Source organism: Mesobacillus subterraneus (genome assembly GCF_023715485.1).
Taxonomy (GTDB): domain Bacteria; phylum Bacillota; class Bacilli; order Bacillales; family Cytobacillaceae; genus Mesobacillus; species Mesobacillus subterraneus_B.
Map to the genome: position 1 here is coordinate 177,769 of NZ_JAMBOF010000009.1, position 19,170 is coordinate 196,938.

The window sequence follows — 19,170 nt, forward strand, 5'->3', positions numbered from 1 at the left end:
ACTTACGTTTCCCCATAAGTTCTTCCTCCGGTTTCTCCTCTCCCTTTGCCTTCTATCCTGTAAAAAGGATGTAGAAGGACCCTGCAGAATCTGCAGGGCTTTTTTTCGTTTTTCTTCCTTGCATGGCTCTTATATCGCTATCAAAAAGAAAGAATGATACTTTCTTCGTCTTCATTAACCAATACTTTAAAGATCGCGTTTAACCAATGCTTTTCTAAGTAGAAATCACCATTAATGTTTTGAAATGGGTTTTCAAGGAGTCCATAGCTTTGGCCATTATGAATGAATGTTTTATTCTCCAGATTAAAAGAGTAAGTGCTGCTTGCCGACAATATTTCAAGTGACTTCCTATCGGATCCTGATTCTGTTTTGAACCCTAAAGCATCCATCGTTGGAGCTAAAGGAAACAGTTTTTTATCTCCTTTAATAACTACACCTATTTCTTCCCTTTCGTTACCATTCACTACAACGCTCCTAGTGTCCATGAAAAGCAACGGAAATACCTCCGAGCCCTCTTGCATATTCAAAGAGAAAAAACTCGTTTTCAAACCTTTAATCGATGACATATATTCATCAAGCGATAAATGGTCAATAGTGCTGCTGCTACTAGATAAAGAGTTGATAAACTCATTCAATTCCCCGGCTGTCAATGTGTCTTTCATTTCACTAACAATTGCCTGGCTCTTCGTATTTTCGGGCTGCTGATTTGTTACCATCGAAGCCAATGATTCTAGAATCCAGCTATCAACTTTGGTATGAGGATCGAATTTAGATGACAGGAATGAAATGGCCAAATGTTGCTCGAATTCTTTATCTGTTAGTTTGTTGCCTGCGAGAAGGATGCCTTTGCCGTGAACTACACGGTTCCCATCATGCATGATCACAGATAAATGCTGATTCATTGCAAAGTTTTTAAGGCTGTCAAACTGGTAAACTGGCTGATCCATCGAGAAAGTGTAGTAATCGATTCCTCTCTGTCCGGTTAGCTTGGAGAGGGATTTTTCCTGCCAATAAATTGAAGGATTCATATTCTTGCCCTCAAAGACATAATAATTCACGGCTTCCATTTGCTTATAGCCTTTTAATGGTAAGCCAGCGACCCATGTTCCCTTGCGACGAAGCTGGTCGACGATCTCCACACTCGTTTCAGTGATATTTATATCTTTCAGCATAACGAGCCAGTCATTCAAGAGGAGCTCCACTCCAGGATCGGATTTAATGATATATTCAAATTGAAGCCTAGTTCCTTTTACTTTTGTGGATGGAGATTGCAATACATCAAGACAAGGGGTTCCATCTTCATACATGCAGTTTACAGCTCCTGCCTGGGTCGGGATGATCACCTGATATTTCCTATTGTCATTGATGTTACTAAAAACCTGTGTAATATTCATTCCAGCCTGATTAACCTTCACCGTAACGGCCATAGTGACTTTTTCTTCAGGCTCAGATTCCACATCGGCTGTTTTCTTTGAAAAAGCAATCCAATGCCATGCCACTGTTCCACCAAGAATCACGATTAGTACTGTTATTATTAGAACAGAAGCTTTCTTCATTTTCTTACTCCCCAATCTCTTACTACTAATAAAATAGCAAAAACACCTCGCCGGGGTAAGAAATATTTTAAAAATACTTGTTAAATTCGGAAGAACATCAGTATGCCTTCAAATTTAAAGCTGCAAATGTTAAAGTATGATGGAACGATATGTTGGAAGGGGAAATTAACATTGATTCAGCGTTTTATCGAGCTTGGAGAAGGTTATTCAGATCTATATGAACTGATTGAAACGGCAAAAGCGAACCGACATCGACTTATGCATTTAATGGCGATTCATACAAAAATAGCAGATAAAGAGGTCAGTTCTCTTGTAGTTGTCCTCATGCCGACAAATCCAGGCGGCTTCCAGGCGCTCTACGTCTGCAGGGAGGGAATTCCCAACCCGCACGTCCTCAAAAACAAGCGATTCGATCTGTTTGCGGAACTGGCTGCTGAACTGGACAAAACTATCATTGAATTCGATGCTAAGCCATCGAGCATTTTTCCCGAAAAAGAATTGTACTATCAGCACTTAATCGGGATTTTAAGATTGAACCACTACATTCCGCCGCTTCAATAGACTCAAAGCCATTGACGTATAAATCATTAAACCATTACAATTTACAAGTTTAAAATTACGGTAAATTTATCAATTAACTAACTTTCGATATTGAAAGCAGCAAAATAATCCCGATAGACACCCGAATTGTTCATACTAATCCTTACTGATTGATCATATCTGCCAAAAAGGAATAAGAAAAAGGCGAGGATTTCCCTCGCCTTTTTCTTATTGCTTAAGTGCCAGCGCGCCTCCGCATTTCTATATTCCCATCTTATAATCATATTCCTTCGCTTTATCAGGGGAAGAGTTTTCAAATTCCATTTTTAAGAATGGTTTATAGGAAGGTTCCACCTTTTTCACAAACGAATATGAACTGATCTTTTCCATCAGTGCCTCTGTCTCTTCTAGATTACAATAGATGACGGCATATTTAAGCCTTTTCGAGACAAAATGAACATTTCCAAATCTTCTGAGCATCTTGGCTTGTTTCAGAGAATACAGCCAGACGATGATTCCTTGCCTCTGTCCTATCATATTTCTTTTCCCCTTCGGTAAACGTTTGCTTTGTAATAGTCTAGCATACAAAAACCAGCATTTTCAATGGTGAATATCCAGTTTGCCCCTTTTATGATTTTTGCGTATCATAAAAATAAAGGGTTTTCTAAGGAGATTATATGAATATTGAAGTTATCTGGGAACATTTTTTAGGATTGCTCTCAAAAGATGATTCTATTGAACATGCTGACTATAAAAAATCTGCAGGTATCCCATTCTTATATATATACGCCAAAGCTGACAGCCAGCAGAAAGAGCTTGAAAAAGCTATCCGGCACGCTGCCGCTGCTTCCATGAAGGGCAAGCAGCTTCATAGCGATACAGAGTTTGTCAGGAAAGAAGTTAATTTATACGTTTTTCGCCACCGCTTCTACGTTCCACAAAGAAAAATGTTCTGCTGTGGAAATTTATGCACGGATTGCATTCGCCTCAGATCTGGTGATTGAACGTAAGCTTCCGGAAATTCCCTCTAAAAAAAGAGCATGGCAGCCACACCATGCTCTTTCGGTATTATGCAGAACACCCACAGCTTCCTCCGCTGCCACAGCCGCCGCTGCATGAGCTTTCAAAGAATGGACTCCCTGTCGGCACTTTAACGCTTTCTGACACCGATCTCCCGATAATTACGCTGACTTCGTCAAGTAGGCCTTGCAGGTCATTCTCTGCTTTCTTGAACTCCGCAATTACCTCGTCCATATCAAGCTCTCTTTTCACAATACGAATTTGGCCCATAACTTCCTTATAATCAGGATGGTACTTTCCGAAACGCTGGACCTCCTCATAGCGGTCCTTCATTTCCACGAAATCTCGAACCTTCCTCTGAGTTTCTGTATTGTTTTTAACACTATATAAACATTGCTGATAATGTTCAGCAATATCAGACTGTAAAATCATGCTGACAAGTTGTTCAGCCTCTTCCAGTAATAAAACTCTTTCTGATGTAACAGCAAGCAATGCTGGCTCACCTCCGAACTCATTTTACCATGAAACTGCCAGAAAAGCTAAATTTTCTGGTCCCCTCTCCATGCTAACTATTTATGAGCCAAAAAAAATAAAGCTCTCTTCGATCTGAACTGCTCCCCGTCAAGTAGACAGTGGAAATAATAAAAATAATCTAAGCGGCTTTAGCCCTGTATTCTACGGGGCTAAGGCCGTTCAATCTTTTTTGGTAACGCTCATAATTATAAAAGTATATGTACTCATCAATCGCCGCAGAAAGGTCTTCAAAGGTCTTATATTTCTCCAGGTAATACTTCTCGCTTTTCAGTGATCCCCAAAATGATTCCATTGGACCATTGTCAATACATCTTCCGACTCGGGACATACTTTGAGTCATCTGTGCTTGATCTATTCTTTGTTTAAATCCTTGATGGGTATACTGGAAGCCCCTGTCGCTATGTATAAGGGGACGTTCTCCATTCAAAAGGGCTGTAGCCTGATCTAGCGTTTCAAACACCAGTTTATTGTTATTGGAACGTCCAAATACGTAGCTGACAATGGTTCCATCATGTAAGTCTTTAATCGCACTCAAATAAGCCTTTTTTGCTTCTCCATACTTGAACTCAGTTACATCTGTTACCCATTTCTCATTTGGATTTTCGGCTTGGAATTCACGGTTCAACACGTTTTCTGCGACGTGTTGAGGGGATGATTTTTTGTAACGATTCTTCTTTTTCCGAATGACGCTTTGAATGCCGACAATCTTCATCAGCCTATAGATTCGCTTATGATTGAAGCTCTTGCCCAACCTTCGATTCAAAGTCATCGTAATCCGACGGTAGCCGTAGATTCCTTTAACCTGCTCATGGAGAGCCTTCATTTCTTCTACAAGCTCTTCATTCTGGCGTTCACGTACGGAAGGTGTTCGCTTCAGCCATTTATAATATGCAGACCTGGCTAACCCCGCAATATCACAAAGCATGATAAGAGGGAACTTCTCATCCTGATGAAGTTCCTTGATAGCGATATATTTTTCTTCAAGGCGTATCTGGTTTATCTTCGCCTCCTTTCGATCTCCTCTAACTTTTTTAGGAATAAGTTCTCTGCACGTAAACGCTCATTTTCGCTCGCAAGCCTCTTCATCTCCAATTTCATCTTCTGTTCTGGAGAGAGTTCAATTTCTTCCTTCTTCCTGCCTCGTTTATCTCTGAGGGCTTCTTCTCCGCCATTCTCATACTTTTTAACCCATTGGTATACTTGTTGGTAAGAGACCTGGTAGGTCTCAGCTGCCTTCTGATAATCCTTGCCATTCTCAAGGCAAGATAGCACAATCTCTTTCCGTTCATTTATGGTAGTGTTTCTTGTATTAGTCATAGTGTTTGTCCTTCCTTTGGAAGTATCCTTTAATTCTCTATGACTATTATACTTTTTAATCCACTTTCGAAGGAGAGAAGTACTAGAAATTTCATACTTCCTCGTAACTTCCTGAATGGAGTAATCCCCGCTTAGATAGTCCTGAACTGCCTCCAGCTTAAGTTCCTTCGAATACCTCTTCCAAGTAGAGGATTCGTTTAATCCATCCACTCCGTATTTTTCAAATTTATAGATCCAATCATAAATTGCCACCTTACTCACTTTGTATATTGATTCCAGTACCGAAATGGTATGGTTCCCGTTTTCCAATGCCTTAATAATCTTAATTTTATCTTGGAGTGAAAAGGCCCTTTTTGACATAATAAAAACTCCCCTTTAAGTAAACAGATTTTATTTTTTAATCTGTCTACCTAAAGGGGAGCATATCAATCCAGAAGAAAGCTTTTCATCATGATTGTGAGTTCATGCTTGAGAACATGTGCATCATCATCGAGGCCATCTGGACGCTATTCGAGAATTTCTGGACCTTATGCGGAATCGTTTTTTCATAGTGGTGGAGAGCGGCAATTTGTGCCGAATAAATGTCCCTCGGGTCCCTGCTCAGCTTCCTGTACCAATGCGGCTGGGCTCGGACAAACTCAATCAATTCTTTATTTGACCGTAATTGCTCCATGACATCTTGTCGCATAATTAGCTCCTTCCTAATCCTTTCTGAAGGAAAATGGATGCCCGGGGCCTGAACTTTTAGATACCTGCTGGCCGCCTTTATTTCCCTGGAATTGAGAAAGCACCCCTTGAATCGCACCGATTGCCTGGCTGATGTTATAGATTTGTCCTTGCAATTGTTCAGGATCCATATTTTGCACCGCGCCCATGATGGTTCCAAGCCAATCTGTCTTCTTTTCTTGTTCGTCGTCCTTTTCTGCTTTTTCACTGTTGCTTTTGGTACCCCATCTTGGATCATCCTCACCGAGTAAATACCAGTCTTCATATAATTCCTGCCAGGTAGTGCTTCCACTCCTCACTTCCTGGATGAGCGCGGGATGTGCCTTTACAAACTCCTTGAACTTTTGGACAGAAGGATGAAGTTTCTTTTTGGCCATACCTTTCACCTCACAGTGTAACAAATGCCTATAATAGCTTATGTTAATTTAGCAGAATGGTGAGGAATCCGCCCATGAAAATTTTAATTTCACATGGGTGTTCCGAGTGTTCTAGTTCATCAAAATTTTTTTAAGTGTTAGAATAAAGAACGTAATGAAAAAGAAGGCATTTTTTCGAAATTGTTTCTGTTCTGAGGCTATCTGGCCATTGGGGTTCCAAACTAAAATCGATAAAAACGAAAAGAGCCAAAGAAAGAGGTATAATATAGATGGAAAAAGAATTACATCAGCTTTTGGATGAATGTATCTCGCTTTCGAGCGAACAGGATCTTGAAACTCTGCAAATAGTGTTGTCCGGAGTGAAAAATAAACTAAGCGGAAAGAACAGCACATATATTGACGGCCTGCTTCATATGGATAGGGAACTAGATGACCAAACTTGTGAAATTGACATTCCAATCACTAGAATGCTCGATAATACACTTGGCATTGTGCACGGCGGATTCACCGCAACGGTACTTGATACAGCTATGGGGACACTTGCCAATAAGCTGCTTCCGGAAGGTTATGCGGCGGTCACTTCCCAGATGAATATTCATTACCTGGCACCAGGAATTGGTGACAGTCTCCACTGCAAGGCAACCCTAATCCACAAGGGAAGAAGCACCGTTGTTCTTGAGGCATTCGTATTCAGGTCTGATGGAAGAAAAATAGCCCACTCTTCAGGCAGTTTTTTTGTAGTAGAAAAACAGCATAAGTAAGGTGATCCCGATGGTTACTGCGATTGCAATCCCAATCGTCCTTGCCTATTTTTACTGGCTGACGAAAAAAGAGATGCAGGAAAATTACGAGGAATGGCTGAAGCTGGAAGATATTCCGGAAGAAGCAATTGTAAGCGGCAAAATAGTAGAGGTGCATGAACAAAAAGAACGTTTCTATTACCACAGGTTTAACCATGTCTCTGTCTTGAAAATTAATACTGGGGTAAAAAAAGTAATCGTTAAAAAAGTAACCCCATTAAGAAAACAAGCTTCTCCCCCGGTTTTCAGAGAAGGAGAAACCGTCCATCTATACGGCAATTGGAAGCAGGGGTACTTTTCAATCAATAGAGTAACATACATGACACAGGAGCATGACCAATAGGTCCATGCTCCTTTAATTTAAAGAAATATGAAATTAAGATAGCAATTACTGTTCCCAGCTTTTCAAAAAGTTTTGTGTATAATGCTTTCGATATACGCCTACGCCAAGATGCGTAAACTCTTCATTCAATAAAGCTTCACGATGGGATTCACTGTTCAGCCAGCCTTCAACTACGGCTGGTGCATCCGTATAATTAGCAGCAATGTTCTCTCCAGCAACCTCGTACAGCACATCTGCGGCTTTTAAGCGTTCGGATAAATCGCCGTACTTCTCCGACTCATGTGAAAAATAGTCTTCCACTGCCATATCCTTGCTGTGGGCATATGCGACTTCAGCCGTTTTCTCATCCCATTCGAGCTGTTTGAGTTCATGCCTGACCCTTATCACATTAGTGATATCAAGGATTTGCTTCTCAGTGCCTGCCTCAATTCTGACCCAGTCGCCTTCTGAAAGTTCAGGTGGCTCAACTAAGGTTCCCCTATAGACCATTTCGTATGGTCTTTGTTTGATAAGTGTCTCTTTATCCAGGTAGCGGATGCTCGAGACCGACCCAGTATATTTATCAATGTATAATTGTATGAAATACTCGCCCATTTTTATGATGGGACGATTGTTCATATCCTGTTCAGAAAGCTCGAATTTATATGAACTTCCGTTATATTCGAATGTTACATCGGGTTCGATCACATTCAGTGAAAAAATCTCCTCAATGGGCTGGCCAATTTTGAAGGGCTCCACATTAACAGACTGGCCTGTACCTAAAGCCGTTACAACCTTTCCATTCAGGACGCCAGCCTGGATATATTGATCATCGGCTTTATTGAATATCCACCAATGAAATCCGTAAGCAGAAAGGTCTACTCTCGATGGATCACCCAAAACAGCTTTAAGGGCCTCGATATCCTTTCCTAATAGTGAACCAACCCCCTTATTGGGCTGGCTAATGCCTTCACTAATGTTTTGCTCATTGATATTTTTTTCGAGGGATTCATCTACTTTTGGGGTTGCTTCCTGTTCAATTACCAATTCATTTCCTTCATCCCTGGTAAAACCAAGATACAGCCCAATAACTAAAAAAATTGCAGCAAATATTAAAATCCTTCCGATCGTACGCAGATAGAAACCCCCTTTCTATAGACTCTTTTAATAAAAAATCAGCCTTCTATTATCTCTTTACAACTATATGAACAAATTTTAAATTTATTATATCATTTTAGAAGTTCTTTTTAATAGAAGCATTACATCTGTCCCATAAAAATAAAAAAACATTCTACATGTTGACATATTCTTAATATAAGCTCTTTTCGTAAACTTTGTTGCTTTTACACAAAAAAAGTCAAAGGTACTACTCGAAAAAGCGAAACCAGGATTGAAAGATAAAGGAAAAAAGCTTGTTTCAACAAGCAATCAAAATGCGAAACAAGCCTTATTTTAACATGACAAATATATAGCAGCAAAAAAGGCACCCGGATGAGTGCCTTATATGGTTATTGCATTGGGTTTCCTGGTTCAGATATTTCCGTGAGAGCATGCTGAGCCTGTTCATCAGTCAGCTCATTAACAGCAAAGTCACCCAGTGCTACGATGCCCACAAGCTTATCACCTTCGACTACTGGCAATCTTCGGATTTTATGTTCTGCCATTAGCTTTGTAGCTTCCTCTGTAGTCATATCCTGCGTTGCCGTTACTAGATGGTCGCTCATCACCGCTTCTACTTTAGAAGAAGGTGGGTGCTTTTCAGCCACTCCCCTGATTACAATATCCCTGTCAGTGATCATTCCCACAAGTCTGTCCCCATCTACAATTGGAATGGCTCCAACGTTCAGGTCCTTCATTTTAACTGCAACTTCAAAAACATTATCAAGCAAAGTACATGTCTCCACATCGCTAGTCATGATATCACGGATTTTACGCACCTTCATTTTCCTCCTTATGAATCAAAGCATTACTTTCCCATATATTAGGGTTACCTGAAATATGCTAATTATGCTGCAACCACATAATTCTACTTTATCTATCAAATACTACATAAAAAATTGGGTGAATCTCTAGGTTTGGGATTTAAGGGAAGTTTCAGTTTTATATTCATTGCAACTTAAGCAAATTTTTACTATTATTGAAACTGAGATATAATCTTTTTTAAGCAATATTTTTGCAGCGTGTTTTTAGGAGGGAATAGGATGAAATTTGAAAATACCGGCATTGAAACGCTTAAGGCGGACTTGAACCGTCTTGATGAGGTTATGCTAGAGCACGGCCTTGTGCGTGAAGGCCAGTGGGATTACGAACGCGTAACTTATGACAAGAAGTATCAAATTAAAGAAGGCACATTTTATCTTCGTGTCCAGGGGCATGTCCATGAAGGTGATGTTGGCGCACATAAAGCGATCATTCAATTGATGACTCCGTTGCTCGGCAAACATTATTACCCGCATGGTGTAGAATATGGCGAAGGCGAAGTCTTCCCTAAAGCACTTGTCAGCCAGTGCGAAAAACTACTTAAAGAAGTCAAAGAACAAGTTGAGACATTCGCAATATAATCTTTACTAGTGCTGGACAATACTCGAAGTGGGAACCATACTTCTTTATTAAAAAAAGACGCATTTAATGCGTCTTTTTTCATAGATTTATTTCGGTAGATGTAATCATTTCATCTATGATTAGGAATAATTCATTTCATATCATGTATCCCTGTAATAATAAAATCGATCCTTTTGGGATTAAAAGAAGTAAGCAGCAAAATTTCCTCAGCGATACTACGCTGCAGCACAAACACATTTTGAATAATAGGTAATTCACTGACCATGGCGCTTACATGTATCTTTATATTGATCATTCCCTGGTCAAGCTCCACAATCACACCATTGTCAGAAAAAGACTGTTTCCGAAAAGAAGGAATCCTAGTTCTTTTACTGGAAACAGATTGTTTTAAAAAGCAACATTCATTTATATTGGCATGAACAATCGCACAGACAGCACTGCATACCTCCCTTAAATAGGAAGGCATGATGTTCCTTGTATTCTTCATTGCCCCACCCCTTATTAACTAAGACTGTTATAGCAGAGATTATTGTTGCCTAAATCGACATCTTGCGGAATGCTTTCTTGGTTTGTTCTTACGGCTTACGAACGAAGAATTCAATAAGATATTCGTCAAAATCGATAATCCGTATAGGCAATTGGCTGAATAGGCAGCAAAGATTGAGAAAAGAGTTTAGAATTAAAGGATAAACGTTGATTTTTGTTGTTTCTTATATTAAATGCGTACTATAATTTAATTGTTAAGGATTTTTTGTCTTTTATAAGGTAAAAGGTCTTGCAATCGATATTAAATGTTTTTATGAGGTATATATCCTTCGAGGGTAAGAAAGGAGTTTCAATTGTCCGGTATCATTACTAAAAGAACCATCATCATCACTTTGATCACACTTTTTGTTGCAGCTATTCTCTATATTATCCTGCCGGTATCCATTCCGCTGATTGCTGCATTAATCACCGCACTTTTTCTTGAACCAGCTGTGGTCTATTTCCAAAATAAATTTCGAATCGGGCGCCGCCTGTCGGTACTAGGGATCTTCCTCATGTTTGTTTTACTAATCATCATAGCAGGTTATTTCCTGACCACTACGGCTATTACAGAAGCGATTGATCTGATCGACAATACTCCGGTATACATAAATGAAATTACAAATGCCTGGTATAAAGCCGAAAACAAATTTGTTGAAGCAGCAAATGACCTTCCTAGAGAAGTAGTCACAGAAATCAGTGACCGGGCAGAGGACTTCCTCAATAAGCTCAAGAATGACATGATTGCATTCATCAATATAGATAATTTGAAGGCACTGCTGACTTACATTCCTAATTTCCTGATCAGCTTCCTAGTCTATTTGATTGCATTATTTTTATTTTTACTTGAGCTGCCTTCGTTACGAAAAGGTGTATACAGCCATCTAACTGAAAAGACAGCCGACAAGGTTCATTTTATGACTTCCAGGCTTTCCTATGTGGTATTTGGATTTTTAAAAGCTCAATTTCTTGTCAGCGTTATAATTTTTGCTGTCGCTTTAATTGGCTTGCTCTTCATTGCGCCAGAATATGCAATTGTCATGTCAGCAATCATATGGCTTATTGACTTCATACCACTAATAGGTTCCATCGTCATATTGGCTCCATGGTCCATTTTCCACCTTGTGACTGGAAACATGGCTCTTGGCACCCAGCTTGCTGTTCTGGCCGTCATTTTATTGATTATCAGGCGTACCGTCGAACCAAAGGTGATGGGAAGCCATATTGGGCTATCGCCATTATCAACCCTGATTGCGATGTACCTGGGTTTGAAGCTGTTCGGAATCCTTGGATTCGTCATTGGCCCACTTGTTTTAATCGGATTCAATTCGGCAAAAGAAGCAGGCATCATTAAAATGAAGTTTAAGATTTAGGCTCTGTTAAAGCTGAATGTTGATTTTTAACCCCTGTTGATTGGAGTGGAAGGCGCGTAGACTCCTCCGAAAATGCTAACGCATTTCCATCGTGCGTGGGCAGGTTCGGGGAAGCTTAATCAATGTCCTGCGGGCGCAGCTGGTCAGGTGAGACCCCGCAGGAGCGAAGCGACGAGGAGGCTCAGCGCCAGCCCCGCGGAAAGCGAAGCGCCTGGAACGAAAATCAACAGCCGTGTTTAACAGAGCTAAGATTTAAAGAAAAAGCACCAGCTAAGAGCTGGTGCTAAACATAAATTTACTATACAAAAACCCGGACGATCTCAATCGCCCGGGTTTTTAAAACAATAATCTAAAAGAAATCATAGAAGAATGGCTTGTATGACGGAACCTTTTTCTCGAGCTCTTCAATTTCCTCTAATTCACCTTTAATCGATCCTAATTCATATAACTCCATTGGACGCTTGTAGCCAAACAGCATTGCTGTCAAAGAGTTCATGTTGATCTGCAAACCTCGTTGCGGCGGCTTGACGCACGAACTTCCTTCTTTTGCAGGATAAAACTTAACCTCTTCCTGTCCGATGAGGTATGTTCCCGTATTCCATGATGCTACAGCGTCCTCCAGGTGAAGAAAGACATTCCTGTCTGATTGGTTAAAAGGGTATGACTTCATTGCTTCTTCTGCATTTACGATTCTGCCCATAAAATACGGATAGGTCTCTGTCTTAAGTTTTGGTTCCTTTAAGAAGTACGGGAATGGATCATGAACTGAAAGCAGCAATTCAACTTGATCCACCATAGAATCATGCTGGCAAATGTAATTCCATAGCCCAGCCCTGGCATCGTGGTCAAGCGGAACAAATTCTTCGACCTTCATTACATTATCTTTGACTTCATATAATATATATCCTGAAGCTTCATTCTCTGAATTATAGTAAACAGCTGCAGTTTGGGAGCCGTAAACGCTGGTTAGCCACCAGTCTGTGTCCCTGGTAAGCATCGCGCTGTGCCTTTCTGCATATTTCTCATAAATTTTTTCAAGGTCAGAAGAGTGGCTTGACTTAACATATCTCTTGATACTCCCGCTATGGGGATCAACCGGTTTTAAATCCTTCTTCTCAACGAATACCTTCCTATGGTCAGAAACGATTTCCCAGCCATATCTTCTGTAAAAATCAATATTAAATGGATGAAGAAATGAAACAATGCATCCATCATCATTCATATCCTCAAGTGACTTTTTGATAAGTCTGTTTACATATCCTTTTCTCCGATGCTCGGGGTAAGTAGCGACACCTGCGATCCCGCCCATTTTCCAATCCTGTCTGCCCAGCTTCACACCTAAGGATAGAATATGCAATTTGGAAGCAAGCTCTCCCCCATCAAATATACCAAGCAGCCTGTGTTTTTTTAATGTTTCAAGCCGCTTAGGAATATCACTTTCCGGTACTTGATATTGAAAGGCGTACATTGACAAATTCATAGACTGTAAATAATTTTCTTCTGTTAAAACTTTAATTTCCAAGTAGAACTTCCCCCCTTTGCCATCCCTATAAATTCGATCGTGTTTATTGAAAACCCTTTAAAAAAACAAAAACATTGCATTAAGCAATGTTTTGATGAGTCAATTTATATTCCAAGTATAGCCTTAATTACAGAAGTCGTTTCTCCACCTTTATAGAACACATAAAGGAGCATGTAAACTGCAACACCAGTAATCGCAGTGAGAAACCAGACGATGCTGGTAATTGGCCCTAATTTGCGGTGGCGGTCAAGTTTGTTTTTATAACCTGTGTATAATGATGTTATACCAAGGCCAGCTCCTATCGTCGCCAGTGTAATGTGAAAAATCAAAAACAAAGTGTAAAAGATTTTGATATTATCAGGTCCGCCAAATGATGTGTTTCCAATGAAAATTGTCCTGGATGCGTAAATAACAAAGAATATTATCGCGAAAATTCCAGCTAGCATCATAGTCTTACGGTGTTTTTCGATTTTCCTTTGTTTTATCTGAGCCCAGCCTATAGCCACGAAGATCGCACTCAAGACGATGAACGTAGTGCTGATCGTCGGTAAGATCGGTAAATTAGACATAAAAAAGTCCCCTCGCAATCATTATTTCTCCATAAGATTAATTGTAGGTGAGATACCGGATTTTTTCAATCTTTGATTGTCATACGAAACATAAAAAATGCATACAACTTCATTTATGAACTTAATTCTTAAGGATAATTATGAATCTTGTCTCGTAAAAACCTTGTTTACTGACATTCCAGCCGCGCTCTTTACGTTTTTTTTTGCCGTAAGTGTACCGATCACAAACATTTCTTTTCAACCGTAACGAATTTTATCCGGAAGAGCTTTGGTACAAAACAAAACACAGAGAATATTCATACTAAGAAAGGCTTCCCATTAACGGGAAGCCTTTCTGTCTTGTTATTCGACTGTCTGTGGAGCTCGGGCCAAATTGAGTGCATCTTGTTCAGCCTGGTGGTCTTCCTCATTACGGAACCATTGGAAGAACGCATATCCAAGGAAAATACCGTAAACGATTTCCTGGATTACCTTCATGATCACCCCGCCAAGCTGCTGGTCATGCAGGAGCGATATTGAACTAAAGGTTTCCGGCCCACTAAGGTTAAGAGAAGAAAGTGTTGTACTCGGTACACATAACTGCAGAGCCTGAGCCCAGGCATTTGGATCTGAAAATGTTGCATACATCGGCGCATCGGCGAATATGATCAACGCACATGCAGGCGTAATCAAAACGCCGTCAGCAAAGATATAGCCCATCTTTTTCACTCCGGATAATGTCTGATATTCTTCCAGTTCATTGATAAGAGGCCACCACATAAGGATAGCAAGGACGAAAAGAACTGAAGTATAGGCCCCATGCAGCCACATATCCGTTTTGACAAAATCGAAAATAAGCGGAATATGGTAAATCGAAAAGATTCCATTGAACATGATCAAGGCAATCAGCGGCTTAGTAAAAAATCGGAAAGCTGGCTCTACACCAGGAAGAGATAGAAAAGCCCTCCAAAGCCAATTAGGCAAACCAAAAATCAATAATGGAGGAACGACCAGGTAAAGAACCGCCATCTGGATCATATGCATATAAAAAGTAATATGCCCCATCAAATCGACAGGTGAACCTTTGATTAAATAAAGCACGATGACAAAGGATGTAAAATACGCAGCTTGTTTCCTTGTTGCTGGTGCCCCATCCTTAAAACGGTTGTAGTATTTATATACTATTAGGTAGTAAGCAACCAAAATAGCCGCCATTGCAATAAAATATAAAGGGCTCCATAAAGCTCTGAACCCAAATATATCAAGAGTAAGCATCGTTTTTTCACCCCGTCCAAATTAAAAACTTTACTCTCATTATACTTACAAAGGTATCCAACATCAATGATATAGATTTTCCATTAAATGCTAGTATCATGATACTCATAGAAAAAATCGGCTTTACAGGCCGATTTTTTCATTTCATATATTCTCTTAAAAACTTACCACCAAATGATCGTTGTGAAAGCCAAGATTGTAATAGCTCCTACAGCAACTCCTGAATATAGGAATAGAGCTGGTGCTTCATGCCCTTTGTGGCTCATGTGCATGAAATAGTATAGCTGGAAGATCACCTGGATTACTGCAAGCAGCAATATGAACGGTACTGTGAACCAGCCTGAAAATCCTTCATAGCCAACCGCAACGAAGGCAACAATTGTCAAGAAAATCATCAATGTGAAAGAAACGATTTGGTATCTCATCTCTTCGGCGCTTTTTTTGCGTCGATATTCGATGTCTACTCTTGGGTTCCCTGAACTTGGTTGTTGATTCGCCATCAGATTATCCCACCATTCCCATTAGATATACTACCGTAAAGATGAATACCCATACAACGTCGATGAAGTGCCAGTATAGGCTGGCAACATAGAACTTCGGAGCGTTGTATAAATTCAATCCACGCTTAGAGTTTCGGACCATCAACGTAATGATCCATGCAAGACCAAATGCAACGTGACCACCGTGGAAACCAACCAGTGTATAGAAGGCTGAACCAAAAGCACTGCTTGTAAACGTATGTTCAAACTTATGGACATAATGATTGAACTCGTAAATTTCAAGTGCAAGGAACAAAGCACCTAAAAGAACGGTTAAACCAAGCCACATCTGCATTTTCTTGAAGTTGAAGTTCTTCATGTGGTACATCGCATAAACGCTGGTCAAAGAGCTTGTCAATAGCAGCATTGTTGCTGCGAATGCTAGCGGAATTTCAAAGATGTCTTTTGCAAGAGCCGCTTCTGCATTTGGAACTTTATCTTTTAATGCAAGATAAGTGGCAAAGAGAGTGGCAAACAATACAGTCTCTCCACCAAGGAAAAACCAGAAGCCCAAAAACTTGTTTTTTGCTTCGAGGGTCGCTTTCTCAGGCGCGGCAGGCCATGTTTCATAAGTGAATTTTTCTTCAGCTTGCATTATGCCTTTACCCCCTTATCATTATCATCTTCCATTAGATCTTCTTTATGAATATGGAATCCATGATCATCTTTAATAGAGCGTACAAACATTGATCCTAAAGTTACAGCCATGCCCAAGATTAATACTGGAAGGCCCCAAGCGTAATCAGCCCGGTACATTGCTCCGAATGCAGCAATGAAAAGTCCGAAGGAGATAACAAAAGGAATGAAAGAGTTGTTCGGCATATGAATATCGCCAAGTGGTTCAGCAGGCGTCATTCCTTTTTTGCCTTCCATCTTTTCAAGCCAGTATGCATCCAGACCGCGAACTAATGGAAGCTGTTTAAAGTTATAGAATGGCGGCGGTGACGCAATAGCCCATTCAAGTGTACGGCCATCGCCCCATGGGTCATTACCAACTTTTTCATTTTTAACACTTGTCATAATAACGTTAATTAACAACACGATAACTGCAACAGCCATAAAAATGGCACCGATTGAACTGATCAGGTTTCCTGTTTCAAGTCCCTGTCCAGGCAGGAATGTGAAGATACGGCGTGGCATACCCATCAATCCTAAGAAGTGCTGGATGAAGAACGTTAAATGGAATCCAATCAAGAATAACCAGAAAGTGATTTTACCCAACGTTTCATTTAGCATTGTGCCAAACATTTTCGGCCAGTAAAGGTGAGCACCGGCAAATAATGCGAACACTACACCACCAACGATAACGTAGTGGAAGTGAGCAACAACGAAATAACTATCGTGATACTGATAATCAGCAGCTGCTGACGCAAGCATGACACCAGTTACACCACCGGCTACGAATGAAGGAATAAAAGCTACAGCCCATAGCATAGGCGTAGTGAACTTGATGCTTCCGCCCCACATTGTGAACAGCCAGTTAAAGATTTTGATACCGGTAGGAACGGCAATCGCCATTGTTGCAACAGCAAAGATTGCGTTTGCGATTGGTCCTAGACCAGTTGTAAACATATGGTGAGCCCATACCATGAATCCTAGGAAACCGATCAATACAGTTGCGAATACCATGGATGAGTAACCGAAAAGACGTTTTCTAGAGAAGATTGCAAAAATCTCTGAGAAAATACCGAAAGCCGGCAAGATTAAGATGTAAACTTCCGGGTGACCAAAAATCCAGAAAAGATGTTCCCAGATAACTGTGTTACCACCCATTGATACATCAAAGAAATTAGCTCCGAACATACGGTCAAAAATTAATAGGAACAATCCAACCGTTAATGGAGGGAATGCGAATAAGATAAGTGCAGATGTTACGAATGTTGCCCAAGTGAACATCGGCATACGCATATAAGTCATTCCCGGTGCACGCATGTTAACAATCGTAACGAGGAAGTTAATACCCCCGATTAGTGTACCCGCACCTGAGATCTGCAAACCAAGTGCGTAAAAGTCGATGCCGTGCGTTTCAGATGCAAGTGATAACGATGCATATGATGTCCAGCCAGCATCAGGAGCTCCACCTAAAAACCATGAAAGGTTCAGGAATACTCCACCAAAGAAGAATAGCCAAAATCCTAAAGAATTCAGGAATGGGAATGCTACGTCACGCGCACCAATCTGCAATGGCATAACAGCATTCATAAATGCAAAAACAAGCGGCATCGCTGCAAGGAAAATCATCGTTGTTCCATGCATCGTCAGGATTTCGTTGTAGAATCCTGCGCTTACAAAATCATTGTTAGGTACAGCCAGCTGAATACGGATGAATAATGCTTCTAGTCCGCCAAGGATGAAGAAGAATCCGCCAGCAATAAGATAAAGGATTGCGATTTTCTTATGGTCGACCGTTGTTAAGAAGTCCCATAATGTTGCGCCGAATCCCTTTTTCTGAGCATAGGTACTCACAGTTTTACCTCCCTTTCAAACAATTCCCCTGTTATTTCTGGACTTTCAAGCCCATCAGATATTCTGTTAATGCATCAAGCTCAGCTTTATCAAGCTCTGGATATTTCCCAGTCATCTTGTTGCCTGGCTTGTATACTTCCGGATCTTCTAACCATTTTTTTAGGTTCTCTTCATTGTGCTCAAGAACACCAGCGATTCGTGAACGATCGCCAAAGTTTGTAAGGTTAGGACCTACACGAGCTGCTTCTGGAGCAGTGTTGGCAGGAGTTACAGCATGACAGCCAATACAGCTGTTATTGAAGATTTCTTGTCCTTGTTGTGCAGTTGTTGATTCAGCTTGAACTGGTTCTTTAACACCCTGCATATCTGCTACCCATTGATCGAATTCAGCGCTAGGCAGAGCCTTAACCTTGAAGTCCATTAATGCGTGTGAAGGTCCGCAAAGCTCAGCACATTTCCCATAGAAAAGGCCGCCAGCTTCATCAGCACCTTTGCTGTCAAACTCAAGCCAGAACTTATTTACATTATCAGTATTCGTATCCATCTTTCCACCAGCAGAAGGAATCCAGAATGAGTGTTTAACATCTGAAGCTTTCAGGTTAAAGTAAACCTTTTCATCAGTTGGAACCACTAATTCCTGACTCGTGACGATTTCTTCGTTCGGATACTCGAATTCCCACCAGTAAAGGTTAGCGCGGACATTAATAACAAGTGCGTCCGTCTTTCCTTCAGCATTTTTCTTTTCCATTGGCGAGACATCAGCTAATTTGAATGTCGCAGCCACAGTCGGTACAGCAAGAATTAAAAGCAATAAGATCGGTATAACTGTCCAAAGGATTTCAAGCTTGTGGCTTCCTTCAACCTGCTTTGGAATTTCATTGTCATTCTTCCTGCGGAATTTCATTACAACATAGATAAAAATGATTGTGACGACAGCAATTACTCCCACCATAATCGCCGTGCTCAACAACATGAGTTCATACTGGGATTGCGCAACCTCTCCTGCAGGTCTTAATGCAGACAAGTATGGCTCACCACAGCCGGACAAGACTAATGCCATCATTGCGAACAGTGACAGCAGACGCCATTTAGCAAGCATCTTCATAGCTTAATTAAACCCCTCTTTCGTAAAAAATCTTATAAATTTTGTTGTTAAAATATATGGAAA

22 protein-coding genes are annotated in these 19,170 nt (G+C 40.5%); 6 read left to right on the plus strand and 16 right to left on the minus strand.

Annotation, left to right across the window (positions count from 1 at the left end):
* Positions 1 to 140: 140 nt before the first annotated feature.
* Positions 141 to 1,556: a stalk domain-containing protein gene (locus M3204_RS15010; RefSeq protein WP_251483164.1), complete on the minus strand. Its 1,416-nt coding sequence runs from the start codon at positions 1,554 to 1,556 to the stop codon at positions 141 to 143.
* A gap of 171 nt (positions 1,557 to 1,727) precedes the next feature.
* Between M3204_RS15010 and M3204_RS15015 the strand changes: the two genes are divergently transcribed.
* Entirely contained in the window at positions 1,728 to 2,117 is a 390-nt protein-coding gene (locus tag M3204_RS15015) for a DUF7147 family protein (protein WP_251483166.1), read from the plus strand.
* 240 nt (positions 2,118 to 2,357) lie between these two features.
* Here M3204_RS15015 and M3204_RS15020 read toward each other — a convergent pair whose 3' ends face one another.
* On the minus strand, positions 2,358 to 2,633 hold the full coding sequence (locus M3204_RS15020) for a YlbG family protein (protein WP_251483168.1): 276 nt from the start codon (positions 2,631 to 2,633) through the stop codon (positions 2,358 to 2,360).
* Between the two features lie 140 nt (positions 2,634 to 2,773).
* On the opposite strand from M3204_RS15020, the gene M3204_RS15025 reads away from it, so the two are divergent.
* Positions 2,774 to 3,100: a hypothetical protein gene (locus M3204_RS15025; RefSeq protein ID WP_251483170.1), complete on the plus strand. Its 327-nt coding sequence runs from the start codon at positions 2,774 to 2,776 to the stop codon at positions 3,098 to 3,100.
* A 64-nt stretch (positions 3,101 to 3,164) separates the two neighbouring features.
* Here M3204_RS15025 and M3204_RS15030 read toward each other — a convergent pair whose 3' ends face one another.
* The 4 genes from M3204_RS15030 to M3204_RS15045 form a co-directional block, all read right to left on the minus strand.
* Positions 3,165 to 3,608, minus strand: coding sequence for a YlbF family regulator (locus M3204_RS15030; RefSeq protein WP_285856969.1), 444 nt, complete (start codon positions 3,606 to 3,608; stop codon positions 3,165 to 3,167).
* A gap of 160 nt (positions 3,609 to 3,768) precedes the next feature.
* A protein-coding gene (locus M3204_RS15035; protein ID WP_251483172.1) for an IS3 family transposase occupies positions 3,769 to 5,327 on the minus strand; the annotation gives its coding sequence in 2 pieces (ribosomal slippage) (positions 3,769 to 4,685 and positions 4,685 to 5,327; 1,560 coding nt in all).
* Positions 5,328 to 5,415: 88 nt separating this feature from the next.
* Positions 5,416 to 5,655, minus strand: a complete 240-nt coding sequence (locus M3204_RS15040) for a YlbE-like family protein (protein ID WP_251483174.1) — start codon at positions 5,653 to 5,655, stop codon at positions 5,416 to 5,418.
* Between the two features lie 13 nt (positions 5,656 to 5,668).
* A complete protein-coding gene (locus tag M3204_RS15045; protein ID WP_251483176.1) occupies positions 5,669 to 6,070 on the minus strand; it encodes a YlbD family protein in 402 nt (133 codons plus the stop codon).
* A 269-nt stretch (positions 6,071 to 6,339) separates the two neighbouring features.
* Here M3204_RS15045 and M3204_RS15050 point away from each other — a divergent pair, with 269 nt between their 5' ends.
* On the plus strand, positions 6,340 to 6,831 hold the full coding sequence (locus tag M3204_RS15050) for a PaaI family thioesterase (RefSeq protein WP_251483178.1): 492 nt from the start codon (positions 6,340 to 6,342) through the stop codon (positions 6,829 to 6,831).
* Between the two features lie 10 nt (positions 6,832 to 6,841).
* Complete coding sequence (locus M3204_RS15055) at positions 6,842 to 7,213, plus strand: hypothetical protein (protein WP_251483179.1); 372 nt, start codon at positions 6,842 to 6,844, stop codon at positions 7,211 to 7,213.
* 45 nt (positions 7,214 to 7,258) lie between these two features.
* On the opposite strand, the gene M3204_RS15060 is transcribed toward M3204_RS15055, so the two are convergent.
* Together M3204_RS15060 and M3204_RS15065 are read right to left on the minus strand one after the other, a co-directional pair.
* Positions 7,259 to 8,239: a CAP domain-containing protein gene (locus tag M3204_RS15060; protein ID WP_251483181.1), complete on the minus strand. Its 981-nt coding sequence runs from the start codon at positions 8,237 to 8,239 to the stop codon at positions 7,259 to 7,261.
* A 461-nt stretch (positions 8,240 to 8,700) separates the two neighbouring features.
* Positions 8,701 to 9,129, minus strand: coding sequence for a CBS domain-containing protein (locus M3204_RS15065; RefSeq protein ID WP_251483183.1), 429 nt, complete (start codon positions 9,127 to 9,129; stop codon positions 8,701 to 8,703).
* Between the two features lie 264 nt (positions 9,130 to 9,393).
* On the opposite strand from M3204_RS15065, the gene M3204_RS15070 reads away from it, so the two are divergent.
* Entirely contained in the window at positions 9,394 to 9,753 is a 360-nt protein-coding gene (locus M3204_RS15070) for a YugN family protein (protein ID WP_251483186.1), read from the plus strand.
* A gap of 131 nt (positions 9,754 to 9,884) precedes the next feature.
* On the opposite strand, the gene M3204_RS15075 is transcribed toward M3204_RS15070, so the two are convergent.
* Positions 9,885 to 10,241 (minus strand): hypothetical protein, encoded by a 357-nt coding sequence (locus M3204_RS15075; protein ID WP_251483187.1) that lies wholly within the window; start codon positions 10,239 to 10,241, stop codon positions 9,885 to 9,887.
* 352 nt (positions 10,242 to 10,593) lie between these two features.
* On the opposite strand from M3204_RS15075, the gene ytvI reads away from it, so the two are divergent.
* Positions 10,594 to 11,652: a sporulation integral membrane protein YtvI gene (ytvI, locus tag M3204_RS15080; protein WP_251483189.1), complete on the plus strand. Its 1,059-nt coding sequence runs from the start codon at positions 10,594 to 10,596 to the stop codon at positions 11,650 to 11,652.
* 349 nt (positions 11,653 to 12,001) lie between these two features.
* Here the strand turns inward: ytvI and M3204_RS15085 are convergent, their stop codons facing one another.
* The 7 genes from M3204_RS15085 to coxB form a co-directional block, all read right to left on the minus strand.
* Complete coding sequence (locus tag M3204_RS15085) at positions 12,002 to 13,174, minus strand: GNAT family N-acetyltransferase (RefSeq protein WP_251483191.1); 1,173 nt, start codon at positions 13,172 to 13,174, stop codon at positions 12,002 to 12,004.
* Positions 13,175 to 13,278: 104 nt separating this feature from the next.
* Positions 13,279 to 13,743, minus strand: coding sequence for a DUF420 domain-containing protein (locus M3204_RS15090; protein ID WP_251483193.1), 465 nt, complete (start codon positions 13,741 to 13,743; stop codon positions 13,279 to 13,281).
* Positions 13,744 to 14,085: 342 nt separating this feature from the next.
* Positions 14,086 to 14,997, minus strand: coding sequence for a cytochrome c oxidase assembly factor CtaG (gene ctaG, locus M3204_RS15095; RefSeq protein ID WP_251483195.1), 912 nt, complete (start codon positions 14,995 to 14,997; stop codon positions 14,086 to 14,088).
* Positions 14,998 to 15,161: 164 nt separating this feature from the next.
* On the minus strand, positions 15,162 to 15,497 hold the full coding sequence (ctaF, locus tag M3204_RS15100) for a cytochrome c oxidase subunit IVB (protein WP_251483197.1): 336 nt from the start codon (positions 15,495 to 15,497) through the stop codon (positions 15,162 to 15,164).
* 4 nt (positions 15,498 to 15,501) lie between these two features.
* Positions 15,502 to 16,131 (minus strand): cytochrome (ubi)quinol oxidase subunit III, encoded by a 630-nt coding sequence (locus tag M3204_RS15105; protein ID WP_251483199.1) that lies wholly within the window; start codon positions 16,129 to 16,131, stop codon positions 15,502 to 15,504.
* Positions 16,131 to 18,002 carry a cytochrome c oxidase subunit I gene (ctaD, locus tag M3204_RS15110; protein WP_251483201.1) on the minus strand — a complete coding sequence of 624 codons (1,872 nt, stop codon included), beginning with the start codon at positions 18,000 to 18,002 and terminating at the stop codon, positions 16,131 to 16,133. Before ctaD ends, M3204_RS15105 begins: the two co-directional genes overlap by 1 nt.
* Positions 18,003 to 18,033: 31 nt before the next feature.
* Complete coding sequence (coxB, locus tag M3204_RS15115) at positions 18,034 to 19,107, minus strand: cytochrome c oxidase subunit II (protein WP_251483203.1); 1,074 nt, start codon at positions 19,105 to 19,107, stop codon at positions 18,034 to 18,036.
* Positions 19,108 to 19,170: the final 63 nt, after the last annotated feature.

Coding starts and splice junctions, on each gene's coding strand:
- M3204_RS15010 (WP_251483164.1), bottom strand. CDS start 1,556: ATGAAGAAAGCTTCTGTTCTAATAATAACAGTACTAATCGTGATTCTT.
- M3204_RS15020 (WP_251483168.1), bottom strand. CDS start 2,633: ATGATAGGACAGAGGCAAGGAATCATCGTCTGGCTGTATTCTCTGAAA.
- M3204_RS15025 (WP_251483170.1), top strand. CDS start 2,774: ATGAATATTGAAGTTATCTGGGAACATTTTTTAGGATTGCTCTCAAAA.
- M3204_RS15040 (WP_251483174.1), bottom strand. CDS start 5,655: ATGCGACAAGATGTCATGGAGCAATTACGGTCAAATAAAGAATTGATT.
- M3204_RS15045 (WP_251483176.1), bottom strand. CDS start 6,070: ATGGCCAAAAAGAAACTTCATCCTTCTGTCCAAAAGTTCAAGGAGTTT.
- M3204_RS15050 (WP_251483178.1), top strand. CDS start 6,340: ATGGAAAAAGAATTACATCAGCTTTTGGATGAATGTATCTCGCTTTCG.
- M3204_RS15055 (WP_251483179.1), top strand. CDS start 6,842: ATGGTTACTGCGATTGCAATCCCAATCGTCCTTGCCTATTTTTACTGG.
- M3204_RS15070 (WP_251483186.1), top strand. CDS start 9,394: ATGAAATTTGAAAATACCGGCATTGAAACGCTTAAGGCGGACTTGAAC.
- M3204_RS15075 (WP_251483187.1), bottom strand. CDS start 10,241: ATGAAGAATACAAGGAACATCATGCCTTCCTATTTAAGGGAGGTATGC.
- M3204_RS15090 (WP_251483193.1), bottom strand. CDS start 13,743: ATGTCTAATTTACCGATCTTACCGACGATCAGCACTACGTTCATCGTC.
- ctaG (WP_251483195.1), bottom strand. CDS start 14,997: ATGCTTACTCTTGATATATTTGGGTTCAGAGCTTTATGGAGCCCTTTA.
- ctaF (WP_251483197.1), bottom strand. CDS start 15,497: ATGGCGAATCAACAACCAAGTTCAGGGAACCCAAGAGTAGACATCGAA.
- M3204_RS15105 (WP_251483199.1), bottom strand. CDS start 16,131: ATGCAAGCTGAAGAAAAATTCACTTATGAAACATGGCCTGCCGCGCCT.
- coxB (WP_251483203.1), bottom strand. CDS start 19,107: ATGAAGATGCTTGCTAAATGGCGTCTGCTGTCACTGTTCGCAATGATG.